Here is an 18,129-nt window from a genome sequence, read left to right as displayed (position 1 = left end):
TCGGGCCCGGCTTGCTGGTCGAGCCCAAAGTACTCAGGAGGACGTATGTTTTACGAATGCGACAAATGCCAATGGACCGGAACCTGGGATGCCCTGATCCTCGAAACGCTCTGCCCGCTCTGCCGCTCGAGCGTCACCCCCAAGCGTGAAGAAAAAGGTGCCAACGGCCAGGCTTCGTCCGGCCTGCAACCCGGCGTCGTGCCCGGTCCACCGCAGCGAGGCTGACCCCTCCGGCCTTCCGGCTGGAGACGCCCCGAATGCAAGGCCCCTGCCCTCTCCTGCAGGGGCCTTGTCTTTTGCCTGCGAACCCCTTTAAAAAACCCCTTTACTTTTGCTGGCCGAAGGCCGATAAAGGGTCAGCTCAGCGTGACTGGACGTACGAATACTTCTTAGCCCCCATTGGGCACCCAACGTTCCACACCCCGTCGAACCAAGATTTACTCCCGTACCAGAGCACTTCCGATACACCGGGCCAGCCCCGGACCCCGACCGCTGTCGCGCGCCGTCGAAAAAATTCCCTTTTTACCAAAGGTTTATATGACTTTTTCCAACTTTTCCCTGGATCGGCGTATTCTCGCCGGCATCAAAGGGTGCGGCTATGAAACCCCCACCCCCATTCAAGAGCAGGCAATTCCTCTCGTGCTTAAAGGCCACGACGTCATGGGCCTGGCCCAGACCGGCACCGGTAAGACCGCCGCTTTCGCCCTGCCCATTCTGCAACGGCTGCTGACCAGCAACAAGTCCGGCCGGGCGCTGCCCACCGTCCTGGTCCTGGCCCCCACCCGCGAACTCGCCCTGCAGATCGACGAGAACTTTAACGATCTGGGTAAGCAGACCGGCATCCGCTCCGGCGTGGTCATCGGCGGCGTGGGCATGAATCCGCAGATCAAGGCCTTCGGGCACTGCCGCATCATCGTGGCCTGCCCCGGACGGTTGGTCCGGCTGCTCGGCAAGGGCGCCGTGTCCCTCAATCACATTGATACCCTGGTCCTGGACGAGGCCGACCGGATGCTCGACATGGGCTTCATGCCCGATATCAAGCGCATCCTGGCCAAGCTGCCCGCCAAGCGGCAGAACCTGCTCTTCTCGGCCACCATGCCCAAGGACATCCGCAAGCTGGCCGAAAACATCCTGAACGACCCCAAGACCGTGCAGGTGGCCAACACCAAGCCCGTGGAGTCCGTGGAACACTGCTTCTACGCCACCGCCAACAACCTCAAGGGCGACCTGCTCACCCGGCTCCTCGACAATGGCGACCGCCAGAGCGTGCTCGTCTTCACCCGGACCAAGCACAAGGCCAAGAACCTGGCCCGCAAGCTGGCCAACTCCGGCTACAACTCCACCTTTCTGCAGGGCAACATGAGCCAGAGCCAGCGCCAACGCGCCCTGGACGGCTTCCGCAACGGACGGTTCGACATCATGGTCGCCACCGACATCGCCGCCCGAGGCATCGACTGCGACCGCATCTCCCACGTCATCAACTTCGACATGCCCGAAACCGTGGAAACCTACACCCACCGCATCGGTCGCACAGGCCGGGCGGGCCGCTCCGGACACGCCGTCAGCCTCGTCACCAGTGAAGACAAAACCCAGGTCCGCGACATCGAACGCGTCATGCGCGTCAAGCTCAAACAGCAGACCCTCTAGGGCTCCTGCCCACAAGTCCATTCCAAGCCCCCGGCACCTGCTGGGGGCTTTTTTCGTGCCTCCGGCCGGTCCTCCCCAAAAGAGACGCGCCCTCCCGGAGGAGGACGCGCGTGTTCGCGGCGGCAGGGAGCGGGGTGGTTGGTCAGGCGGTTCCCGCCTTGCCGGCGCGGATGGGGTTGGAGGTTGAAGCGGGAGGCATCGTGTCGCGGCGGCCGGCCGGGGCGGCGTCATGGCCGACGGAATCGAGAAGCCCGGCCAGCAGCCGGGCGTTGGGCGCGGGTTTGGACAGGCGCAGGACGGTGAGCGCGGCGAGGACGACGAGCAGCAGGAGCGCGACCGGAACGGCGGCACACATGACGGACCTCCATGTTTGGCACAGGAGACCAGACCGGTGTTACGGGAGTATGGAGGGCGGGTGACCCTTGGGTGACGTTGCCGGGGCTAGTCCGCTTTTTCGATGATCAGGTTGGGCAACTCGTCGGTGTCGTCGGGCTTGATGGGGAACCGTTCGGAGAGCATCTCGCCGCAGCGGGTCACGCCCTTGCACAGGGCCTGCCCGGGCCTGCCCGCACGGATGCCCTCGGTGACCATGGCGACGACCTCTTCCCAGGCCTGCGGGTTGACCAGGTCGTTGATGCCCTTGTCGGCCAGGACCTGGACAGAGCGCTCGTAGACCGAGACGTAGAGGATGATGCCGGTCTTGTCGCGGGTGTCGTGCAGGCCGTGGGCGTGGAAGGCGGTGAAGGCGGCCTCGGCCACCTCCTCGCGCATCTCGCGCTTGGACAGGAAGGGGCGCTTGAGGGCCGGGAAGGCGTCGAACAGGCGCGAGAAGCACAGGAACAGGGCCAGGAACAGGGCCAGGAAGACCCACATGTCCTCGCGGCCCAGGGCCAGGGTCAGGGCCACGGCCGCGAGCGCGCCGAGGATGAGGCTGCCGATGAGCCCGGCCCTCGGGTAGTCGTAGCTCATGGTCGCTATGACCGGCACGATCTCGCCGGAGGTCGTGGATTCGGCCGCCTGCACGCACTGTACGAGTGCGTCCTGTTCCGCTTGAGTGAGAAAGGTCTCTGCGTTGCGCATGGGATGTCCTGTTGTTTACCAGCCGCCGGAGGCCCCGCCGCCTCCGAATCCGCCGCCGCCGAACCCGCCGAATCCGCCGCCGCCGAAGCCACCGCCGCCGAAGCCTCCGCCGCCGCTGCGCGGGCCGGGCATGTAGATGAAGCCGGGGCCGCTGCGCCGGACCGTGTCGGCCCCCTGAGCGGCGCCGGGTATGCGGCGGCGGCCGAACTTCTCGGTCAGCAGGATGATGAAGATCATGGGGCCGATGAGGATGGCCAGGATGTTGAGCTTGCTTTTGGGCTTCTTGGGCAGGGCGGTAAACTCGCCGCGCACGGCCCCGGTGATGGCGGTGACGCCTTCGAGGAAGCCCCGGTCAAATCGTCCGGCCCGGAACTGCGGGCTGATGATGTTGTCGATGATCTGCCCGGCAAGGACGTCGGTGAGGCGTCCTTCCAGGCCGTAGCCGACCTCGATGCGGATCTTGCGGTCCGCCTTGCTGACCAGGAGGATGACCCCGTTGTCGAAGCCCTTCTGGCCGACCTTCCAGGCCTCGGCCACGCGGATGGAGAAGTCCTCCATGGAGTCGCCCTTGAGCGACGGGACGGTCAGGACCGCCACCTGGGTGGAGTCCGACTCCTCCAGGGCGGCCAGTTGGCTTTCGAGGGTCTGCCGGGTCCGGGGGGACATCATTTTGGCCAGGTCGTTGACCCGCGTGGTGTACGGGGGCACGTCCAGGGCCAGGGCCGCGGCGCTCAGGCCGAGGACCAGGATCAGGGCCGGAAAGAGGGCGGACAGTCCGATCTTGAGGAAGCGCACCGTGACTCCCCGCCTAGGACTCGGACCCGAAGTTGACCTTGGGGGCGGTCTTGGCGCCCGGCTCGGCCTCGAAGAACTCTTTGCGCTCCAGGTGGAGCAGCAGCGAGTTGGTCAGTGAGTTCGGGAACTTGCGGATGGAGTAGTTGAAGGTCTTGACCGCCTCGTTGTAGCGCTGTCGGGCCACGTTGATGCGGTTCTCGGTGCCTTCGAGCTGGTGCTGGAGGGCCAGGAAATTCTGGTTGGCCTTGAGGTCCGGGTAGCGTTCGACCACGACCATGAGCCGGGACAGGGCCGAGGAGAGCGCGCCCTGCGCGGCCTGGAAATTGGCCAGGGCGTTCTTGTCGGTCAGCATCTCCGGGGTGAGCTTGGTCTGGGTGGCCTTGGCGCGCGCCTCGACCACGGCGGTCAGGGTGGATTTTTCGTGCGCGGCCGCGCCCTTGACCGTTTCCACCAGGTTGGGGATCAGGTCCGCGCGGCGTTGCAGGGCGGATTCCAGGTTGGCCCAGGCGCCGTAGACCTCTTCCTCCTGCTGCTGCATGGAGTTGTAGCCGCATCCGGCCAGGGACGCGGCGATAAACAGGGCCGCAAGGACCGTGACAAGTCGTTTGAGCATGGCTTGTTTTCCCTTGGTTGGGGTTGTCGTCATGGGTTACAAATGCGCCCGGCGGCGCGAAAGTCAAGGCGGGCCGGGAGGATTGCCCTAAATCCGGCTATTTTTTCTTCTTGGCCGGCTTCTTGAGCCGCTTGCCCGCGGCCAGGAGCTTGCGCAGCTCGGCCGCGGCCTTGACCATGTCGGATTCGTGGAGCAGGAACCGCTCCTTGGCGGTCTGGAAGTGCCAGCCGGCGGGCCGGGTCAGGAGCTTGGCCCCGCGCGAGAGCAGGTATTCCTCGGCTTCGGTCTCGGCGGCCACCTCTTCCAGCTCGGCCAGGATTTCCTCGCGTTTCTGCATGTCCCGCAGAAACTGGGCGATCTCGTAGACGGACCGCATGAGGTCCTCCGGCTGGATGTCGGTCTCCTTCTTGCGTCCGGAGAGGTGCCGTTGGAGTTCGTTGAGGTCTGTCTTCAGCTCCTTGATCTCAAACAGGGCCTTTTCTTTTGAAATGTCAATTTTGTCGGTAAGTTGTTTATAGATCGCTCGCAATTTTTGTGTGGACATGGAACCTGCTTTTCACCTTGCTGTTACCCCGGATTATCAAAAGCCTAGTTTAGGCTAGCCCATTTTCCGGGCGGTCCGCAACCGGTGAACCCATCATTTTTCGTGTATTTCCGCGCGTCCGCCGGTCAATTCGGCCACGGCGTCGGAAAACGGGTCCACATGCTCCTCGGGCAATTCCACGCCGAACCCGGCCACGTCGCTGAAGGCCTCTTCCGTCACCTCGGCCTCGAAGTCGGGCAGCAGCCGCTTGAAGAGGGTCACGGCCGGGTAGGGCAGGGAAACTCCGAGACGCTTGGTCACGACCCGGTCGCGGAGGGGCAGGGTTTCCAGGCCGAGGTTGACCATCCCGCCGTAGGCCCGGACCAGGCCGCCGGTGCCGAGCTTGGTGCCGCCGAACCAGCGGGTGACCACCACGGCGATCTCGCCCACGCCCGAGTGGTGCAGGACGCCCAGCATGGGCTTGCCCGCCGTGCCGCCCGGCTCGCCGTCGTCGCTCAGGCCCACGCAGGCCGTGTCGCCCGGCGGACCGGCGTTGAAGGCCCAGCAGTTGTGCGTGGCGTCCGGGAATTCCGCTTTGACGGCGGCCACGAACGCGCGGGCGGATTCGGTGTCCGGGGCGTGGCCCAGGGAGGCCATGAACCGGCTGCGCTTGATGGTCTCCTCCACCCTGTGGAAGGCGGCGGGGATGGGGTATCGTTCGGCCATGGGCCGGTGTAGCCCGGCTATTCGAGCAGGGTCAACCCCGGCCCGGCTCACGCCACGGTACGTTTCCGCCCGGCCAGCCGGTGGAGGTCGCCGCGCAACTGCGCCTTGAGCTCCGGGAACACCCCCTGGTTTGGCAGCAGGGCCAGCAACTGCTCAAAGTGGCCGGTGTCGATCAGCCGGTTGTAGGCGTAGGAGAAGTGCAGGTCGTGGACCCAGGCGCACAGGAACAGGACGAAGTCGTTGGACCAGCGCATGGACGCGTATGGGATGAGCTTGCGCTCCCGCGTGCGGCGGACCGTGTCGGCCGAGACCTCGGTGGGGTGCACGGTGATGCCGTACTTGATCGCCCTGCCGGTCAGTTCCTTGCGCAGCAGGCCGCCCACGCTGTTGCGCACCGCGTCGAGCTTGTCCGCGTCCCGGACCATTTCGGTCACCACCCGCGCGTCCGGTTCCATCCCTTCGGGCAGGGCGGCCCGATTGTGCAGGCGTACGGCCTCGATGACCACCGACCGCCAATGGCCGTCCAGCACGTCGAGGACGTCGCTTCCGTCCAGGATGCGCGCGCCCTCCCGGCCGTGGTCGTATTCGCTGCCGTCGTCCGCGGTCCTGCGGTCCACCAACTGGGCGAACCGCCCTGCGTCGTGCAGGATGGCCGCGATCTCGGCGGCCAGGGCCAGCTCCGGCGTGGGCCGTTCTTCTTTCAGGATGTGGCGCACGTGGGCCAGTACGCGCATGGGGTGGACGATCTTGCGCCGGACCCGGACGCGGAGTTCCTCGGGTGCGCGGTCCTCGAAGGTCCGGGCATAGTCGACGAGCCAGCGGAGGCAGCGGGTGATGCGGGTATCCATGGCAACGTTGTAGCGCAAGTGGCCGCGGCTTGCCAGAGGGCTATGGCCGGATCCCCGGTTCCTCCTCCCGCAGCGCCTTGAGGATAAGCCCGAAAAACCCGCCGTCTCGGCCCACGTACCGCCAGCCCAACTGGGTGGAGCAGCCGGTGCACAGGACCACCTGCCAGCGGTAGCCGGGGAACCATGTGAATTCGTCGGTCTCGGGCCCGGCCGGGGCCAGGTTTCTGGCCGAGGCGAAGCAGCCCAGCTCGAAGACCAGCCCCTCCGGGTTGAAGAACACGTGTCGGTGCCTGCCGTTGATCTCCATGCCCAGGTCGCGCCGGGTGATCCGGTTGCGGCAGGCCCGGCAGACCAGCACCCCGCCGGTCTCCACGGCCGCGGGCTCCAGACGCGCGCCCGCACCCGGACCGTCCGGCAAATCCCCGGAGGACGGCGGATCACGGTCCGGTTCCCCGCGCAACGCGCGTTTCAGTGTCTTGCAATGAATGGTCATACTCGGCCTCCACCTCGCCTATACGACACCGGCCGCCTTTGGTCGAGCGCGCCGTATTTTTTCCGCCCCGGGTGCATCTTGTGCTTCCCTTTTTTTCGGAGGAGGTTACATTATGTCTGGAGCAGCATGATGCCGTCCGGCCCAACGTGGCGTCGAGACTGACATTCGTCAAAATAGAACACATTTGAATCATTGGAGGAATCATGAAATTAAGCGCCCGCAATCTCATCCCCGGCACCGTCAAGGAAGTCACCATCGGCATGGTCAACGCCGAGGTCGTCATCGAAATCGCTCCCGGCGTGGAGATGGTCTCGGTCATCACCAAGAATTCCGTGGAACGCATGGGCATCAAGGTCGGCGACAAGGTCGACGCCATGGTCAAGGCCACCAGCGTCATGATCGCCAAGGACTAACCGAAGCCCAACGGCTGATAGCAAGGCGGACGCCTCTCGGGGCGTCCGCCTTTTTGCGTCCATGGAGCGGGGTTGACCGTCGCGCCGCCCAGCCGTAGAGGTGGAGCATGCCCCGAGAAACCGATTCCCCCCACCTGCGCCTGTGCGATGCCTGCTGCGACAACTCCGGCACCAACAAGGAGATGGTCAAGACCGGCGGCTGTACCTGCGACATCTGCGGCTGGGCCTGCAAGTGCTGCGGCGACGACGGCAAGCAGTTCGTCAACAAGGTCCTGGTGCGCACCATTCCCGCCGAAGGGTGGGCCTATCTCCAGTGGCGGAACAGCCGCAGCCTCGTGCCCCTGGACTGGGAGAGCCTCTTCCTTCACGGTCGGTCGAAGGACAACGAATAGAACTGATTTTATTAGTGTATTTCGGGAACATCCGACCAAAGAAATAGCAGGCTATATGTCGTTCCTGGCCGGTAGCACCGCTGGTCAGGCAAAGAGCACGGGCCGAAGCAGGGAGGCGGCGATGGTCCACATGGTCAGGCAGACCGCGCCGTCCAGGATGCGCCAGGTCAGGTCGCGGGAAAAGAGCGGGGCCAGAACTTGGCCGCCCAGGCTCAGGCCCAGGAACCAGGTGGTCGAGGCCGCGAATGCACCCAGGCCGAAGGCGTACCGTGCCGAGCCCGGATACTGTCCGCTGACCGAGCCCATGAGCACCACGGTGTCCAGATAGACATGCGGGTTGAGCAGGGTCACGGCCAGGGTCAGGACCAGGGTGCGCTTGAGCCCCTGCTCCACCTCCCGCCGCGTCTCCATGGAACCGCCGCGCAATGCCGCCCTAAGCGCGCCCAGCCCGTACCAGGCCAGAAAGGCCGCTCCGCCCCAGGCTGCGACCAGCCCCAGAGTCGGGTTGGACGCCACCACCGCGCCCACGCCCGTCACGCCCAGGCCGATGAGCAGCCCGTCACACAGGATGCACAGGGCCGCCACCGCCAGGTGATGGTTGCGCCGGACCCCCTGCGTCAAAACGAACGCGTTCTGCGCCCCGATGGCCACGATCAACCCGCCCCCCATAGCGTACCCCTGTATGAATGGTGTCATGTGTTGTGCCTCCGGCGGCCGGGGAAGGGAAGAGGAACCCTCTGAAAAGGGCTTCCCTCTTCCCTCCCCGGACCTCCATCCCTTCTCCCTCCTGAGCTTTTTGGGCCGCTTCGCGGGGAGGGGTGGGTGTTGGTTCAGGTTGTTGTTGGGGGCGTTGTAGAGCTGGAAGGGCGATGGTGTAAAACTAATTGTTTTCTGGGTGCATTAGAAATGCTAATGAAGCAGGATGCTGGATTACAAGTTGGTCGAGGCCTTTGCCGCCGTGGTCGGGGAGGGCGGGTTCGAGAAGGGGGCGCGGGTCCTGCACCTGACCCAGGGGGCCGTGTCCCAGCGGGTCAAGCTGCTGGAAGAGCAGGCCGGGTGCGTGCTCCTGGTGCGCTCCTCGCCGCCCCGGCCCACCGTGGCCGGACAGGCCATGCTCAAGCATTTCCGCCAGGTGCGGCGGCTCGAAGAGGACCTGGGTGCCGGGCTGGGCCAAAATGACGCCGGGTTCGACACCCTGGCCGTGGGCGTCAACGCCGACTCCCTGGCCACCTGGTTCTTCCCGGCCGTGGACGACTACCTGGACGGCGAACCCGTGCTCCTGGACCTGTCCGTGGACGACCAGGCCGAGACCCTCAAACTCCTCAAGGCCGGCGACGTCCTCGGCTGCGTCGCGGACCGCGCCGAACCGGTCCAGGGTTGCCGCGTGGAATACCTCGGCGACATGGATTACCGAATGTATGCTACGCCGTCATACAAAATGAAATGGTATAGTAACGGCGCAGTGTTGGAGGACGTTGAAACTGCCCCGATTCTGGTCTTCAACCGCAAGGATGTCATGCATGAGCTCCTCCTGGCCGAGGCCCTCGGGCAGCGGCCCGGCCTGCGGTCGCCCTTCTACCTGCCCTCGTCCGAAAAGTTCGCCCCGGCCATCGCTTCGGGCCGGGTGTCCGGCATGCTCCCGGACCAGCAGGCCGCGCCCTACCTGGAACGCGGCGAACTCGTCGATCTCCTGCCGGGCCACGTCTTCACCGTGCGCCTGCACTGGCAGTGCTGGAACCTCGAATCCGCCCGCCTGACCTCCTTTACCGACGCCCTGGTCCGGGGCGCGCGCAGCCTGCTCGCGCAGCGCACTTAGGTTTGCCCATCCCGACCCTTTGTTGTATTTACCGGAAAAACATTCGCCGCCTTCAAGGAGTTACGTATGAAACGGTTCGCCCTGGCCCTGTCCATCCTCACCCTCTTCCTCGCCTACGGCTGCTCCAAGACCTACTATTCAGCCATGGAGTCCATGGGCTACGACAAGCGCGAGATCCTGTCCGACCGGGTCGAGAACGCCCGCGAATCCCAGAAAGACGCCAAGGAACAGTTTGCCTCCGCTCTGGAACAGTTCAAGTCCGTGGTCGACTTCGACGGCGGCAAGCTCCAGGAAGTCTACGAAAAGCTCAATGGCGAATACGAGGACTGCAAGGACCAGGCGGACGACGTCAAGGCGCGCATCGACTCCGTCGAAGACGTGGCCAACGCCCTGTTCGACGAATGGAGCGGCGAGATCAAACAATACTCCAGCGCCAAACTGCGCCGGTCCAGCGAACAGAAACTCGCCGCCACCAAAAAGAAATACAACGGTCTGATCAAGGCCATGCGCAACGCCGAAAAGAAAATGCACCCGGTGCTCAACGCCTTCCACGATCAGGTCCTCTATCTCAAGCACAACCTCAACGCCAAAGCCATCGCCTCGCTCCAGGGCGAACTCACCTCCATCCGCACCAACGTGGACTCCCTCATCAAGGAAATGGACAAGTCCATCGCCGAGGCCGACTCCTTCATCAAGACCCTGGAATAACACTGACTCCAGACGATAAAGGGGGCCCGTAACCACTGGTTGCGGGCCCTTTTTTTCGCCTCCGGCGGCCGGGGCGCTGCCCCGGACCCCGCCAGGGAACCTTTTGGAAAAGGTTCCCTGGACCCTCCCAAACTTTTTGTGTGCCTTCGGCAGGGGCGTGCGGGCGCGGGATGGCGGAGTGCTGCGCGTGGAGGAGGGAGTAGCTTGGTCGGGTGGTGCCCCGAAGGGTTCGCGTAGGTAGCCAACGCCGCAGGCGGGACAGGCGGAACTCGGAGAATGGGGTTTGCGGCGTGTTGAAACAGTGAAAGAAATCTTTCTTAGCAGGCTATATCTTTCCCCAAAAAACAAAACCCGCGATTTCGGGCGGGGAAAACGGCGTAATTCGTTTCAAGAAGCGGCTCGTCCTTTCACCCGTTTTCCCCGTCCGAAATTGCCCACCGGCACGGCGGAAGGCGTCCCGTCGCAGCCTTCCGCAGCCGCACGCCCCTGAGCGAAGCGAACATGGGGGTCCAGGGGGCTTTGCTCCCTGGCGGGTCCAGGGCAGCGCCCTGGTCTCTCCGAAGGAGCCCCCCGGGAGGGCCGCCGGAGGCAGCCCCCTACGCCTCCATGTCGAGCAGAAAGATGTCGTTCCCGTCCATACGAATGTCGCCGTTGTCGGCCATTTTGCGCAGGGTGCGGGACAGGGCCTCGGGGGTGATGCCGATGATCTTGGCGAGTTCGCGTTGGGAGAGATCGAGGGTGACGCGGCCGCCCTGGTGCCGGCTTTCGAAGTAGGCCATGAGCCGGGAGGGGACCTGCTTGAGGGACAGGGAATCGATCATGTCCATGGCCTCCTTGAGGCGTCGGGACATGACCCGCATCATGGTCAGGAGGATGGACGGGTCCTCCCGCACCAGGCGTTCGTATTCCTTGGGGCGGATGAACAGGACGCGGCTGTCCTCAAGCGCACCGAGGTTGGCAGGCAGCTTGCCGTCCGAGAAGGTGGAGCACAGGCAGAACGGCTCGCCGGGGCCGAACACGAAGATGGTCTGTTCCTTGCCGTCCTCGGCCAGGCGGAAGAGCTTGACCTGCCCGGTCAGGAGCACGTGCAGCCCCTGGGCCGAGTTGTCCTCGCTGAAGAACATGGATTTTTTGGGAAAGCGCAGGACCTCGGCGTGCGAGGCGATGCGGTCGAGTTGGGCGTCGTCGAGCCGGTCGAAGATGGGAAACGCGCGGATTTCGCTCTTGAGTTCGCTTGGTGGCATGAAATTCCCCGAAAAAGTGCTGATTGTTGATCGAGATCAATGCAAAAGGGGCGTCGCACGCCTAGTTTGGGGGCGACAACGAGAAAAAGCAAGGAGGTCCCCCCATGAGCGCAACCATCCGCTGTCCGTATTGCAACGCAGGCCAGGTGGTGGGCGAATTCGACAACTACGCCCCCTTCTACGTCAATTGCGAGGAATGTTCCAGGCGGTACATCGTCGAGCCGGTGCGCCACGGGGTCGTCGTCTACCGCGACGGCGAGGCCCCCTGCTGCTCCGACCCCGAGTGCCGCGCCACCGAAATGGCCGGGTCGGGCCAGGAATAACACCGCAAGGAGTATCCCATGTTCGGCATATTGCAGAAACTGACCAGAAACTTGATCTACGCCATTCCGGGGATGATGGTTGCCGGGTTTGCCTACGGCCTGTGGGCGGATACCGGCTGGCTGAAAACCGCGATCATCCCGTTCACCTTCCTCATGGTCTATCCCATGATGGTCACGCTCAAGATCCGCAAGGTCTTCGAGGGGGGCGACGCCAAAGCGCAATTCCTGACCCAGCTCATCAATTTCGGGCTGATTCCCTTCCTGACCTTCGGCGTCGGCCTGCTCTTTTTCCGCGACAGGCCGTATATGGCCCTGGGGTTGCTCCTGGCCGGGCTGGTGCCCACCAGCGGCATGACCATCTCCTGGACCGGGTTCGCCAAGGGCAACATGTCCGCCGCGGTCAAGATGACCGTCATCGGCCTCATCGCAGGGTCGCTGACCACCCCCTTCTACGTCCAGGCCCTGATGGGCACGGCCATCCAGATGCAGCTATCCGCCGTGTTCAAGCAGATCCTGTTCATCGTCTTCCTGCCCATGGCACTGGGCTACCTGACCCAGCGGTTCCTGGTGAAGCGCTACGGGCAACAGGCCTTCCAGCGCGACATCGGCCCGAAGTTTCCGGGCCTGTCCACCGTGGGCGTGCTCGGCATCGTGTTCGTGGCCCTGGCCCTCAAGGCACGGACCATCGCGGCCGCGCCCGGCCTGCTCCTGGACATCCTCGTGCCCCTGCTCCTGCTCTACGGCTTCAACTTCCTGCTCTCCACGATCATCGGCAAATCCCTGCTGCCGCGCGGCGACGCCATCGCCCTGGTCTACGGCTCGGTCATGCGCAACCTGTCCATCGCGCTCGCCATCGCCATCAACGCCTTCGGCACACAGGGCTCGGACGCAGCCCTGGTCATCGCCATGGCCTATATCGTCCAGGTCCAGTCCGCGGCCTGGTACGTCCGCTTCACTCCCAAGGTCTTCGGGCTGCCCGAGGAGATGGCCCGCCAACCGGCTTAGGAGAAGAAGCCTCCGGCGGCCGGGGAAGGGGAGGAAAACTCTTCGGAAAGGGTTCTTTCCTCCCTTCCCCGGCCCCCCATCCCTCCTTTCCTGAACTCTCTGGCGCCGCTTCGCGGGTGTGGACACGACAAGGCGTGCTGCTTCACGGTACCATCGTAACGGGTCGGGAAACCTGTTCGTAAAACGGCACGTCATACCGAGCACTGACCCGCGACAGCGGCGACAAAAAGTCGGAAGGGAGTCCAGGGGAAACTTTCTCTCAAAAGTTTCCCCCTGGCCGATCGCTGCTGTCCTCATCCGTAGGGCTCGAAGACTCGCCAACGGCTGGAGGCCCGGAGGCATCAAAAAAAACCCCGCCCGACGGACTCGTCGGGCGGGGTTTATTGTGAGCGTCAGTGGACGGTTAGTCCCAGGTGCGCTTGTCTTCGATGGGGCGGATCTGCGGGGGCAGGGTGCCGGGGGCGAGGACCTTGAGGATGGGACGCAGTTTGATCTTCTCGCGGAAGAGGTGGAGGAGTTCGTCCTCCTGGTTGAACTGGCCCGCCTCGATGGACAGGATCATCTCGTCGATGCCGCCGGGGTTGGTGACTTCGATCTGCCAGCGTTTGACCTCTTCGAACCGGGCCATGACCTGCTCGACCTGATGCGGGTACACGAACATGCCCTTGATGCGGGCGGTGGTGTCCACGCGGCCGACGATGCCGCCCAGGCGCGGGGAGGTGCGGCCACAGGCGCACGGGGTGCGGTCCAGGTAGCCGAGGTCGCCGGTGGCCAGGCGGATGAGCGGGTAGGTGCGGTTGAAGGCGGTGACCACGATCTCGCCGACCTCGCCGTCCTTGAGCGGGATGCCGGTGTCGGGGTGGCAGATCTCGACAAAGGCGCGGTTGGACAGGTGCAGGCCGGACTTGTGGAAGCACTCGTAGCCGATGCAGCCCACGTCCGCGGTGCCGTAGCCCTGGCGCATGATGCAGTCGAACTTCTTTTCCAGGGTGGAGCGCATCTTCTCGGAGAACTTTTCGCCGGTGACGAAGGCCACTTCCAGGAACAGGTCCTTGCGCAGGGACAGGCCCGCTTCCTCGGCCTTCTGGGCCAGGTGCATGAGGTAGCTGGGGGTGCCCACGTAGCCGGTGACGCGCAGCTTCTGCATGATCTCGATCTGCGAGTTGGTGTTGCCGGGACCGGCGGGCACCACGGCGCAGGACAGGTTGCGCAGGGGCTCTTCGAACATCAGCCCGGCCGGGGCCAGGTGGTAGTTGAAGGTGATCTGGGCCAGGTCGCCGGAGCGGAAGCCCGCGGCGTAGAAGCCTTCGGTCCAGCCCCAGTAATCCTCGGAGCGGTCTTCGGGGTCGAAGATCGGGCCCGGGGAAAGGAACACGCGTTGCAATTCGCCCAGGTCCTTGGTCAGCAGCCCGCCGAGGCGGGGGCCCATGGACTGGAGAAAGATCAGTTCCTTTTTCTTGATGATGGGGATATGCTTGAGGTCGTTGAGCACGCGGAACTTGTCCACGTTGAACTGGGCGCGGTCGAACCGCTTCTTGACGTCCTCGGAGTACCTGTAGGCATAGGAAAGCAGCTCTTTTAACTGCAACTGGCAGTACTGCCTGCGCTCGGACTCGTCGAGCACCTCGCGGCGGGAATAGATTCCCTCGGTACGGTCTTTTCGTGTCATATGTAGCTCCTTGGTGGCTTGGATTCCATATCGGACAGGGAGCGGGACTATAACACACCGGAATAATTTTGCAAGAAAAACTTTAATTTTACAGACATTCCGAACAGTTGCAAGCACAATTTGCCATAACGGGAAGTTGCAGAATATGCTTGACACCGGGATACCAAATGGATACTCATACTTTCCCTGACGGGTCATGGGTCGTTAACTCAGTTGGTAGAGTATCTGCCTTTTAAGCAGAGAGTCACTGGTTCGAGCCCAGTACGACCCACCAGAATGCGTCCCCATCGTCTAGTGGCCTAGGACTCCGGCCTCTCACGCCGGCAACAGGGGTTCAAACCCCCTTGGGGACGCCAAGACAAATCAACGGGTTACAGCAAATCGCTGTAGCCCGTTTTTGTTTGCGTGTAAAATTACGTGTAAAATGATGCCGAAAAACCCCAGAGAACGAACCTTCTGGTTCAAATAGTCAATTTGGAACGCACTCTTTCCGACAACTCGCCACAAAATGCTCCACAATCAAGCAGTAAATCGGCAAAAGGCAGTCCTTCATAGTCCACCTTTTGGCGCTCCTCAATTCCCCATCGTTTTGCAATTGTGGTATTTATCGGAAAGGAATCTGGTTTATAGCGTCCGTTATTGTGCTTAAATGTGTTCGCGAGGACCCTAATGGCATTGGCATATTCATATCTTGGGAGATCGTCTAGTTTTATGCCAACAGCTTGGTCAAAGCACTTAACGAAATCTACTATCTTATGGCAATCGTATTGAATTGGAGAGAGGGCATCATAGTTCCACGCTCTAATGCAGCGTCTCAAAAAGTCTTCAAGCTTTGCCCACATTCCGACGGTTAAAGCTGCGAGCATAATCCGAGATAGCTCACGTTCTCTTACAATCTCTTCGGCATAATAATCTGGGGGGCAACCCGCTGGGAGCTGGGGAATAGCATTTAATGCAGCTTCTGCACCACCTTTCACACGGTCAATCCACCCAGCCCATTCAGACTCATGATATTCGATCGGGTTTGTCGGGAAGGGGTTAGTCGTAAGCCAACATTTCATCATACGCACATGGGTTGACCTCAGACTAGCCCGCATAGCTTTTCTGTCGATTGGAGGCATAGACATTCCTCGCTAGTGAAAAAAATTTCACACCGATATCAAGCCATGGATCAGGTTTTGATTGTGGCTATCATTCGGAACCCCTTCCCAATTAAGCTTTTCCCCGCTCAATCCCCTTCACTAATTCCTCAAAGTCCCGCTCGGCTTCGATTTCGGCCTCTTCCAACTCACGCCGCCTACGAGCATCGTCATACGTCTTGTATTCACCGTGGGCATGCTTTTCAGCCTGCTTGTGGGAGACCTTCCCGGCATTGGTGAGGACGTCGCGCTCGTTAAAGGTCAAGAAGCGGTCAGTCATTTCAATCCATTCGTCCATAGTGATGCGCTGTCTCTGCTCGGCGCGATCCTCGGCGTAGTCGAGGAACATGACCACAAGGCGGTCCAGCTTGGTGAGTTCGTCTTGTTGGAGGTAGTTTTTGGAGGTCATTACGTCACCCTTGCGGACCACATCCCCTTTGAAGCTGGTTAGCCCCATGTTGGGCAGGGCCGCGTCTGCGCGTTCCACCACAATTTCTGCGGCAGTCTTGCCCGTAGTGGCAAAAAGCATCTTGTTTTGGATGGTCTTAAAGAACATCTGGGCTGTTTCCGACTTGCCGTCATAATCGGCACTGGTCTGAGAAAACAGGTCTTTGACCTTCTGGTAAAACCGCTTCTCCGAGGCCCGGATCGTCCGGATGCGCTCAAGCAGTTCATCGAAGTAATCCCAGCCGCCGGGATTCTTCAGCCGCTCGTCGTCCATGGTGAAGCCCTTGACCATGTACTCCCGCAACCGTTCGGTGGCCCATCGCCGAAATTGGACACCCACGGCAGAGCGAACTCGGTATCCCACAGCAATGATGGCATCCAGGCTGTAGTGCTTCAAATTGCGATTTATTTCGCGATTCCCCTCACTTCGAACTTGTAAGTATTCCTTACAAGTTGCTTGCTCATCCAGCTCCCCTTCCTCATAAACCGATTTAAGATGCATTCCGATGTTTTGCGTGGTGGTTTGGTACAATTCGGCCATGGATCGCTGCGTCAACCAGACTGTCTGGTCTTCCACGTGAACTTTGACGGAAACTCCGCCGTCCGGGGCGTTGAATATCTCTATTCGAGAGTCTGGTGCGGCTTTAGTATCACTCATTATAGGTCCTTTTTGAGATTGGTTGGCCGAGCATAGTACAGGCGCCTATTCTCAACAAGTACACATGGACGAAGGGAAAGCCTGAAGACGTCCACTTGCGGGGTCTGTTGCCAGCTAACCGAACACGTCCTCCAAGACATTTTTGGTGATGCCCAGCCGGTGTATATATCGAGTCGTAGTCATCGAGTTCTTGTGCCGCAGGATGGCTTGAATGGTCGGGATGTCCACCCCCTCTTGCGCAAGGATGGAGGCCGTCAGGTGTCGGATTCCGTGAAACGTGAAGTGCTTCACTCCCGCCCGCTTGCACAGGATTTTCATGAGGTGCTGTCGCCACTTATACGGGGAGCCGTCCTCGGTGCTGGAGACATGTTCACCAATCCGCTGTTTATGGTGTTCTGAAAGCGCTTGCCGCAGTCGATTGGTCAGCGGAAGCCAATCGTACTCCAGAGAACCGCCCTCCCGCTTGCGAGCCCACGGCCTGATCTTGCCATTCTCGAAATCCAGGTCGGAAGTGGGGGCACTTCAATTTCGCCCGGTCCGCGAACGGCAAGTCGCGGGGCCCGGTAGTTGACAGCACGCTGTTTTACTGTAAGAAGTCACCGCATGAAGAAAAAGAGTGTCCTCGTCACCGGCGGCTCCGGCTTTCTCGGCTCGCACCTTTGCGAACGGCTGCTCGACATGGGGCGGAACGTCCTCTGTGTGGACAATTACTTCACCGGGAAGAAGAGCAACATCCTCCACCTGATGGACAATCCCTATTTCGAGGTCCTCCGTCACGACATCTGCTTCCCCCTGTATGTGGAGGTGGATGAGATCTACAATCTGGCCTGCCCGGCCTCGCCCATCCACTACCAGCACGACCCGGTGCAGACCACCAAGACCAGCGTGCACGGTGCCATCAACATGCTCGGCCTGGCCAAGCGCACCGGAGCCAAGATATTCCAGGCCTCGACCAGCGAGATTTACGGCAACCCCGCCGTCCATCCCCAGCCGGAATCCTACTGGGGGCACGTCAATCCCATCGGACCGCGCGCCTGCTACGACGAGGGCAAGCGTTGCGCCGAGACCCTGTTCTTCGATTACCGCCGCCAGCATGGCCTGCGCATCAAGGTGGCCCGCCTCTTCAATACCTACGGCCCCCACATGGCCCTGGACGACGGCCGGGTCGTCTCCAACTTCGTGGTCCAGGCCCTGCGCGGCGAGGATATCACGGTCTACGGCAAGGGGGAGCAGACCCGCAGCTTCTGCTATGTGGACGACCTGATCGAGGCCTTCGTCCGGTTCATGGAACGGACGCCGGATGACTTCACAGGCCCCATGAACCTGGGCAACCCCAGTGAATTCACCATCCTGGAACTGGCCGAAACCGTCCTCGATCTGGTCAACTCCAAGTCCAGGATCGTGTTTCAGGACCTGCCCGTGGACGATCCGACCCAGCGCAAGCCGGACATATCCCTGGCCAAAGAGACCCTGGACTGGGAGCCGAAGGTCGCCCTGCGCGACGGGTTGGTCAAGACGATCGCCTATTTCGAGGAATTCCTGAAAAACAACTGACGTCCCGGGGGCGTTCGCTCCGACGTCCCGCGGCCG

At 62.0% G+C, this 18,129-nt stretch carries 23 protein-coding genes and 2 tRNA genes; 11 read left to right on the top strand and 14 right to left on the bottom strand.

Features of this window, described 5'->3' with window-relative positions:
• Positions 1–45 precede the first annotated feature (45 nt).
• Positions 46–225, top strand: coding sequence for a hypothetical protein (locus V8V93_RS02380; RefSeq protein ID WP_338668772.1), 180 nt, complete (start codon positions 46–48; stop codon positions 223–225).
• A 414-nt stretch (positions 226–639) separates the two neighbouring features.
• On the top strand, positions 640–1,647 hold the full coding sequence (locus tag V8V93_RS02375; RefSeq protein ID WP_338668771.1) for a DEAD/DEAH box helicase: 1,008 nt from the start codon (positions 640–642) through the stop codon (positions 1,645–1,647).
• A 142-nt stretch (positions 1,648–1,789) separates the two neighbouring features.
• On the opposite strand, the gene V8V93_RS02370 is transcribed toward V8V93_RS02375, so the two are convergent.
• From V8V93_RS02370 to V8V93_RS02335, 8 genes are all read right to left on the bottom strand, one after another.
• Entirely contained in the window at positions 1,790–2,002 is a 213-nt protein-coding gene (locus V8V93_RS02370; RefSeq protein ID WP_338668770.1) for a hypothetical protein, read from the bottom strand.
• 86 nt (positions 2,003–2,088) lie between these two features.
• Entirely contained in the window at positions 2,089–2,727 is a 639-nt protein-coding gene (locus V8V93_RS02365; RefSeq protein WP_338668769.1) for a TPM domain-containing protein, read from the bottom strand.
• A 15-nt stretch (positions 2,728–2,742) separates the two neighbouring features.
• On the bottom strand, positions 2,743–3,522 hold the full coding sequence (locus tag V8V93_RS02360) for a TPM domain-containing protein (RefSeq protein ID WP_338668768.1): 780 nt from the start codon (positions 3,520–3,522) through the stop codon (positions 2,743–2,745).
• A gap of 13 nt (positions 3,523–3,535) precedes the next feature.
• Positions 3,536–4,135, bottom strand: a complete 600-nt coding sequence (locus tag V8V93_RS02355) for a LemA family protein (RefSeq protein ID WP_338668767.1) — start codon at positions 4,133–4,135, stop codon at positions 3,536–3,538.
• A gap of 97 nt (positions 4,136–4,232) precedes the next feature.
• Positions 4,233–4,679: a hypothetical protein gene (locus V8V93_RS02350; RefSeq protein WP_338668766.1), complete on the bottom strand. Its 447-nt coding sequence runs from the start codon at positions 4,677–4,679 to the stop codon at positions 4,233–4,235.
• 93 nt (positions 4,680–4,772) lie between these two features.
• Positions 4,773–5,384, bottom strand: coding sequence for a YigZ family protein (locus V8V93_RS02345; protein ID WP_338668765.1), 612 nt, complete (start codon positions 5,382–5,384; stop codon positions 4,773–4,775).
• A 47-nt stretch (positions 5,385–5,431) separates the two neighbouring features.
• Positions 5,432–6,250 carry an HD domain-containing protein gene (locus V8V93_RS02340; RefSeq protein ID WP_338668764.1) on the bottom strand — a complete coding sequence of 273 codons (819 nt, stop codon included), beginning with the start codon at positions 6,248–6,250 and terminating at the stop codon, positions 5,432–5,434.
• Positions 6,251–6,272: 22 nt separating this feature from the next.
• A complete protein-coding gene (locus tag V8V93_RS02335; protein ID WP_338668763.1) occupies positions 6,273–6,725 on the bottom strand; it encodes a cereblon family protein in 453 nt (150 codons plus the stop codon).
• A 203-nt stretch (positions 6,726–6,928) separates the two neighbouring features.
• Between V8V93_RS02335 and V8V93_RS02330 the strand changes: the two genes are divergently transcribed.
• The gene (locus V8V93_RS02330; protein WP_338668762.1) at positions 6,929–7,138 is read left to right on the top strand and encodes a TOBE domain-containing protein; all 210 of its coding nucleotides are present in this window, start codon (positions 6,929–6,931) and stop codon (positions 7,136–7,138) included.
• Between the two features lie 107 nt (positions 7,139–7,245).
• Positions 7,246–7,530 carry a hypothetical protein gene (locus V8V93_RS02325; protein WP_338668761.1) on the top strand — a complete coding sequence of 95 codons (285 nt, stop codon included), beginning with the start codon at positions 7,246–7,248 and terminating at the stop codon, positions 7,528–7,530.
• 84 nt (positions 7,531–7,614) lie between these two features.
• Here V8V93_RS02325 and V8V93_RS02320 read toward each other — a convergent pair whose 3' ends face one another.
• The gene (locus tag V8V93_RS02320; RefSeq protein WP_338668760.1) at positions 7,615–8,226 is read right to left on the bottom strand and encodes a LysE/ArgO family amino acid transporter; all 612 of its coding nucleotides are present in this window, start codon (positions 8,224–8,226) and stop codon (positions 7,615–7,617) included.
• A gap of 226 nt (positions 8,227–8,452) precedes the next feature.
• On the opposite strand from V8V93_RS02320, the gene V8V93_RS02315 reads away from it, so the two are divergent.
• Together V8V93_RS02315 and V8V93_RS02310 are read left to right on the top strand one after the other, a co-directional pair.
• Complete coding sequence (locus V8V93_RS02315) at positions 8,453–9,346, top strand: LysR family transcriptional regulator ArgP (RefSeq protein ID WP_338668759.1); 894 nt, start codon at positions 8,453–8,455, stop codon at positions 9,344–9,346.
• A gap of 66 nt (positions 9,347–9,412) precedes the next feature.
• On the top strand, positions 9,413–10,054 hold the full coding sequence (locus V8V93_RS02310; protein ID WP_338668758.1) for a DUF2959 domain-containing protein: 642 nt from the start codon (positions 9,413–9,415) through the stop codon (positions 10,052–10,054).
• A 596-nt stretch (positions 10,055–10,650) separates the two neighbouring features.
• Here the strand turns inward: V8V93_RS02310 and V8V93_RS02305 are convergent.
• Positions 10,651–11,298 carry a Crp/Fnr family transcriptional regulator gene (locus tag V8V93_RS02305; RefSeq protein ID WP_338668757.1) on the bottom strand — a complete coding sequence of 216 codons (648 nt, stop codon included), beginning with the start codon at positions 11,296–11,298 and terminating at the stop codon, positions 10,651–10,653.
• A 104-nt stretch (positions 11,299–11,402) separates the two neighbouring features.
• On the opposite strand from V8V93_RS02305, the gene V8V93_RS02300 reads away from it, so the two are divergent.
• Entirely contained in the window at positions 11,403–11,621 is a 219-nt protein-coding gene (locus V8V93_RS02300; RefSeq protein WP_338668756.1) for a hypothetical protein, read from the top strand.
• An 18-nt stretch (positions 11,622–11,639) separates the two neighbouring features.
• Entirely contained in the window at positions 11,640–12,626 is a 987-nt protein-coding gene (locus V8V93_RS02295; RefSeq protein WP_338668755.1) for an arsenic resistance protein, read from the top strand.
• Positions 12,627–13,029: 403 nt separating this feature from the next.
• Here V8V93_RS02295 and V8V93_RS02290 read toward each other — a convergent pair whose 3' ends face one another.
• Positions 13,030–14,295: a phenylacetate--CoA ligase family protein gene (locus tag V8V93_RS02290; RefSeq protein ID WP_338668754.1), complete on the bottom strand. Its 1,266-nt coding sequence runs from the start codon at positions 14,293–14,295 to the stop codon at positions 13,030–13,032.
• A gap of 198 nt (positions 14,296–14,493) precedes the next feature.
• Here V8V93_RS02290 and V8V93_RS02285 point away from each other — a divergent pair.
• Positions 14,494–14,569, top strand: a tRNA-Lys gene (locus V8V93_RS02285).
• A gap of 6 nt (positions 14,570–14,575) precedes the next feature.
• Positions 14,576–14,651, top strand: a tRNA-Glu gene (locus tag V8V93_RS02280).
• Positions 14,652–14,756: 105 nt separating this feature from the next.
• Here the strand turns inward: V8V93_RS02280 and V8V93_RS02275 are convergent.
• The 3 genes from V8V93_RS02275 to V8V93_RS19455 form a co-directional block, all read right to left on the bottom strand.
• The gene (locus tag V8V93_RS02275; RefSeq protein WP_338668753.1) at positions 14,757–15,416 is read right to left on the bottom strand and encodes a hypothetical protein; all 660 of its coding nucleotides are present in this window, start codon (positions 15,414–15,416) and stop codon (positions 14,757–14,759) included.
• Between the two features lie 91 nt (positions 15,417–15,507).
• The gene (locus V8V93_RS02270; protein ID WP_338668752.1) at positions 15,508–16,539 is read right to left on the bottom strand and encodes a virulence RhuM family protein; all 1,032 of its coding nucleotides are present in this window, start codon (positions 16,537–16,539) and stop codon (positions 15,508–15,510) included.
• A 114-nt stretch (positions 16,540–16,653) separates the two neighbouring features.
• Complete coding sequence (locus V8V93_RS19455) at positions 16,654–16,917, bottom strand: tyrosine-type recombinase/integrase (protein ID WP_422394434.1); 264 nt, start codon at positions 16,915–16,917, stop codon at positions 16,654–16,656.
• Between the two features lie 225 nt (positions 16,918–17,142).
• Here V8V93_RS19455 and V8V93_RS02260 point away from each other — a divergent pair, with 225 nt between their 5' ends.
• A complete protein-coding gene (locus V8V93_RS02260) occupies positions 17,143–18,093 on the top strand; it encodes a UDP-glucuronic acid decarboxylase family protein (protein ID WP_338668750.1) in 951 nt (316 codons plus the stop codon).
• Positions 18,094–18,129: the final 36 nt, after the last annotated feature.

Origin of the sequence: Pseudodesulfovibrio sp. 5S69 (genome assembly GCF_037094465.1) — a bacterium.
Lineage (GTDB): Bacteria > Desulfobacterota > Desulfovibrionia > Desulfovibrionales > Desulfovibrionaceae > Pseudodesulfovibrio > Pseudodesulfovibrio methanolicus.
Note: the sequence above shows the minus strand (reverse complement) of the source record. Positions and strands in the feature narration are given on the sequence as shown.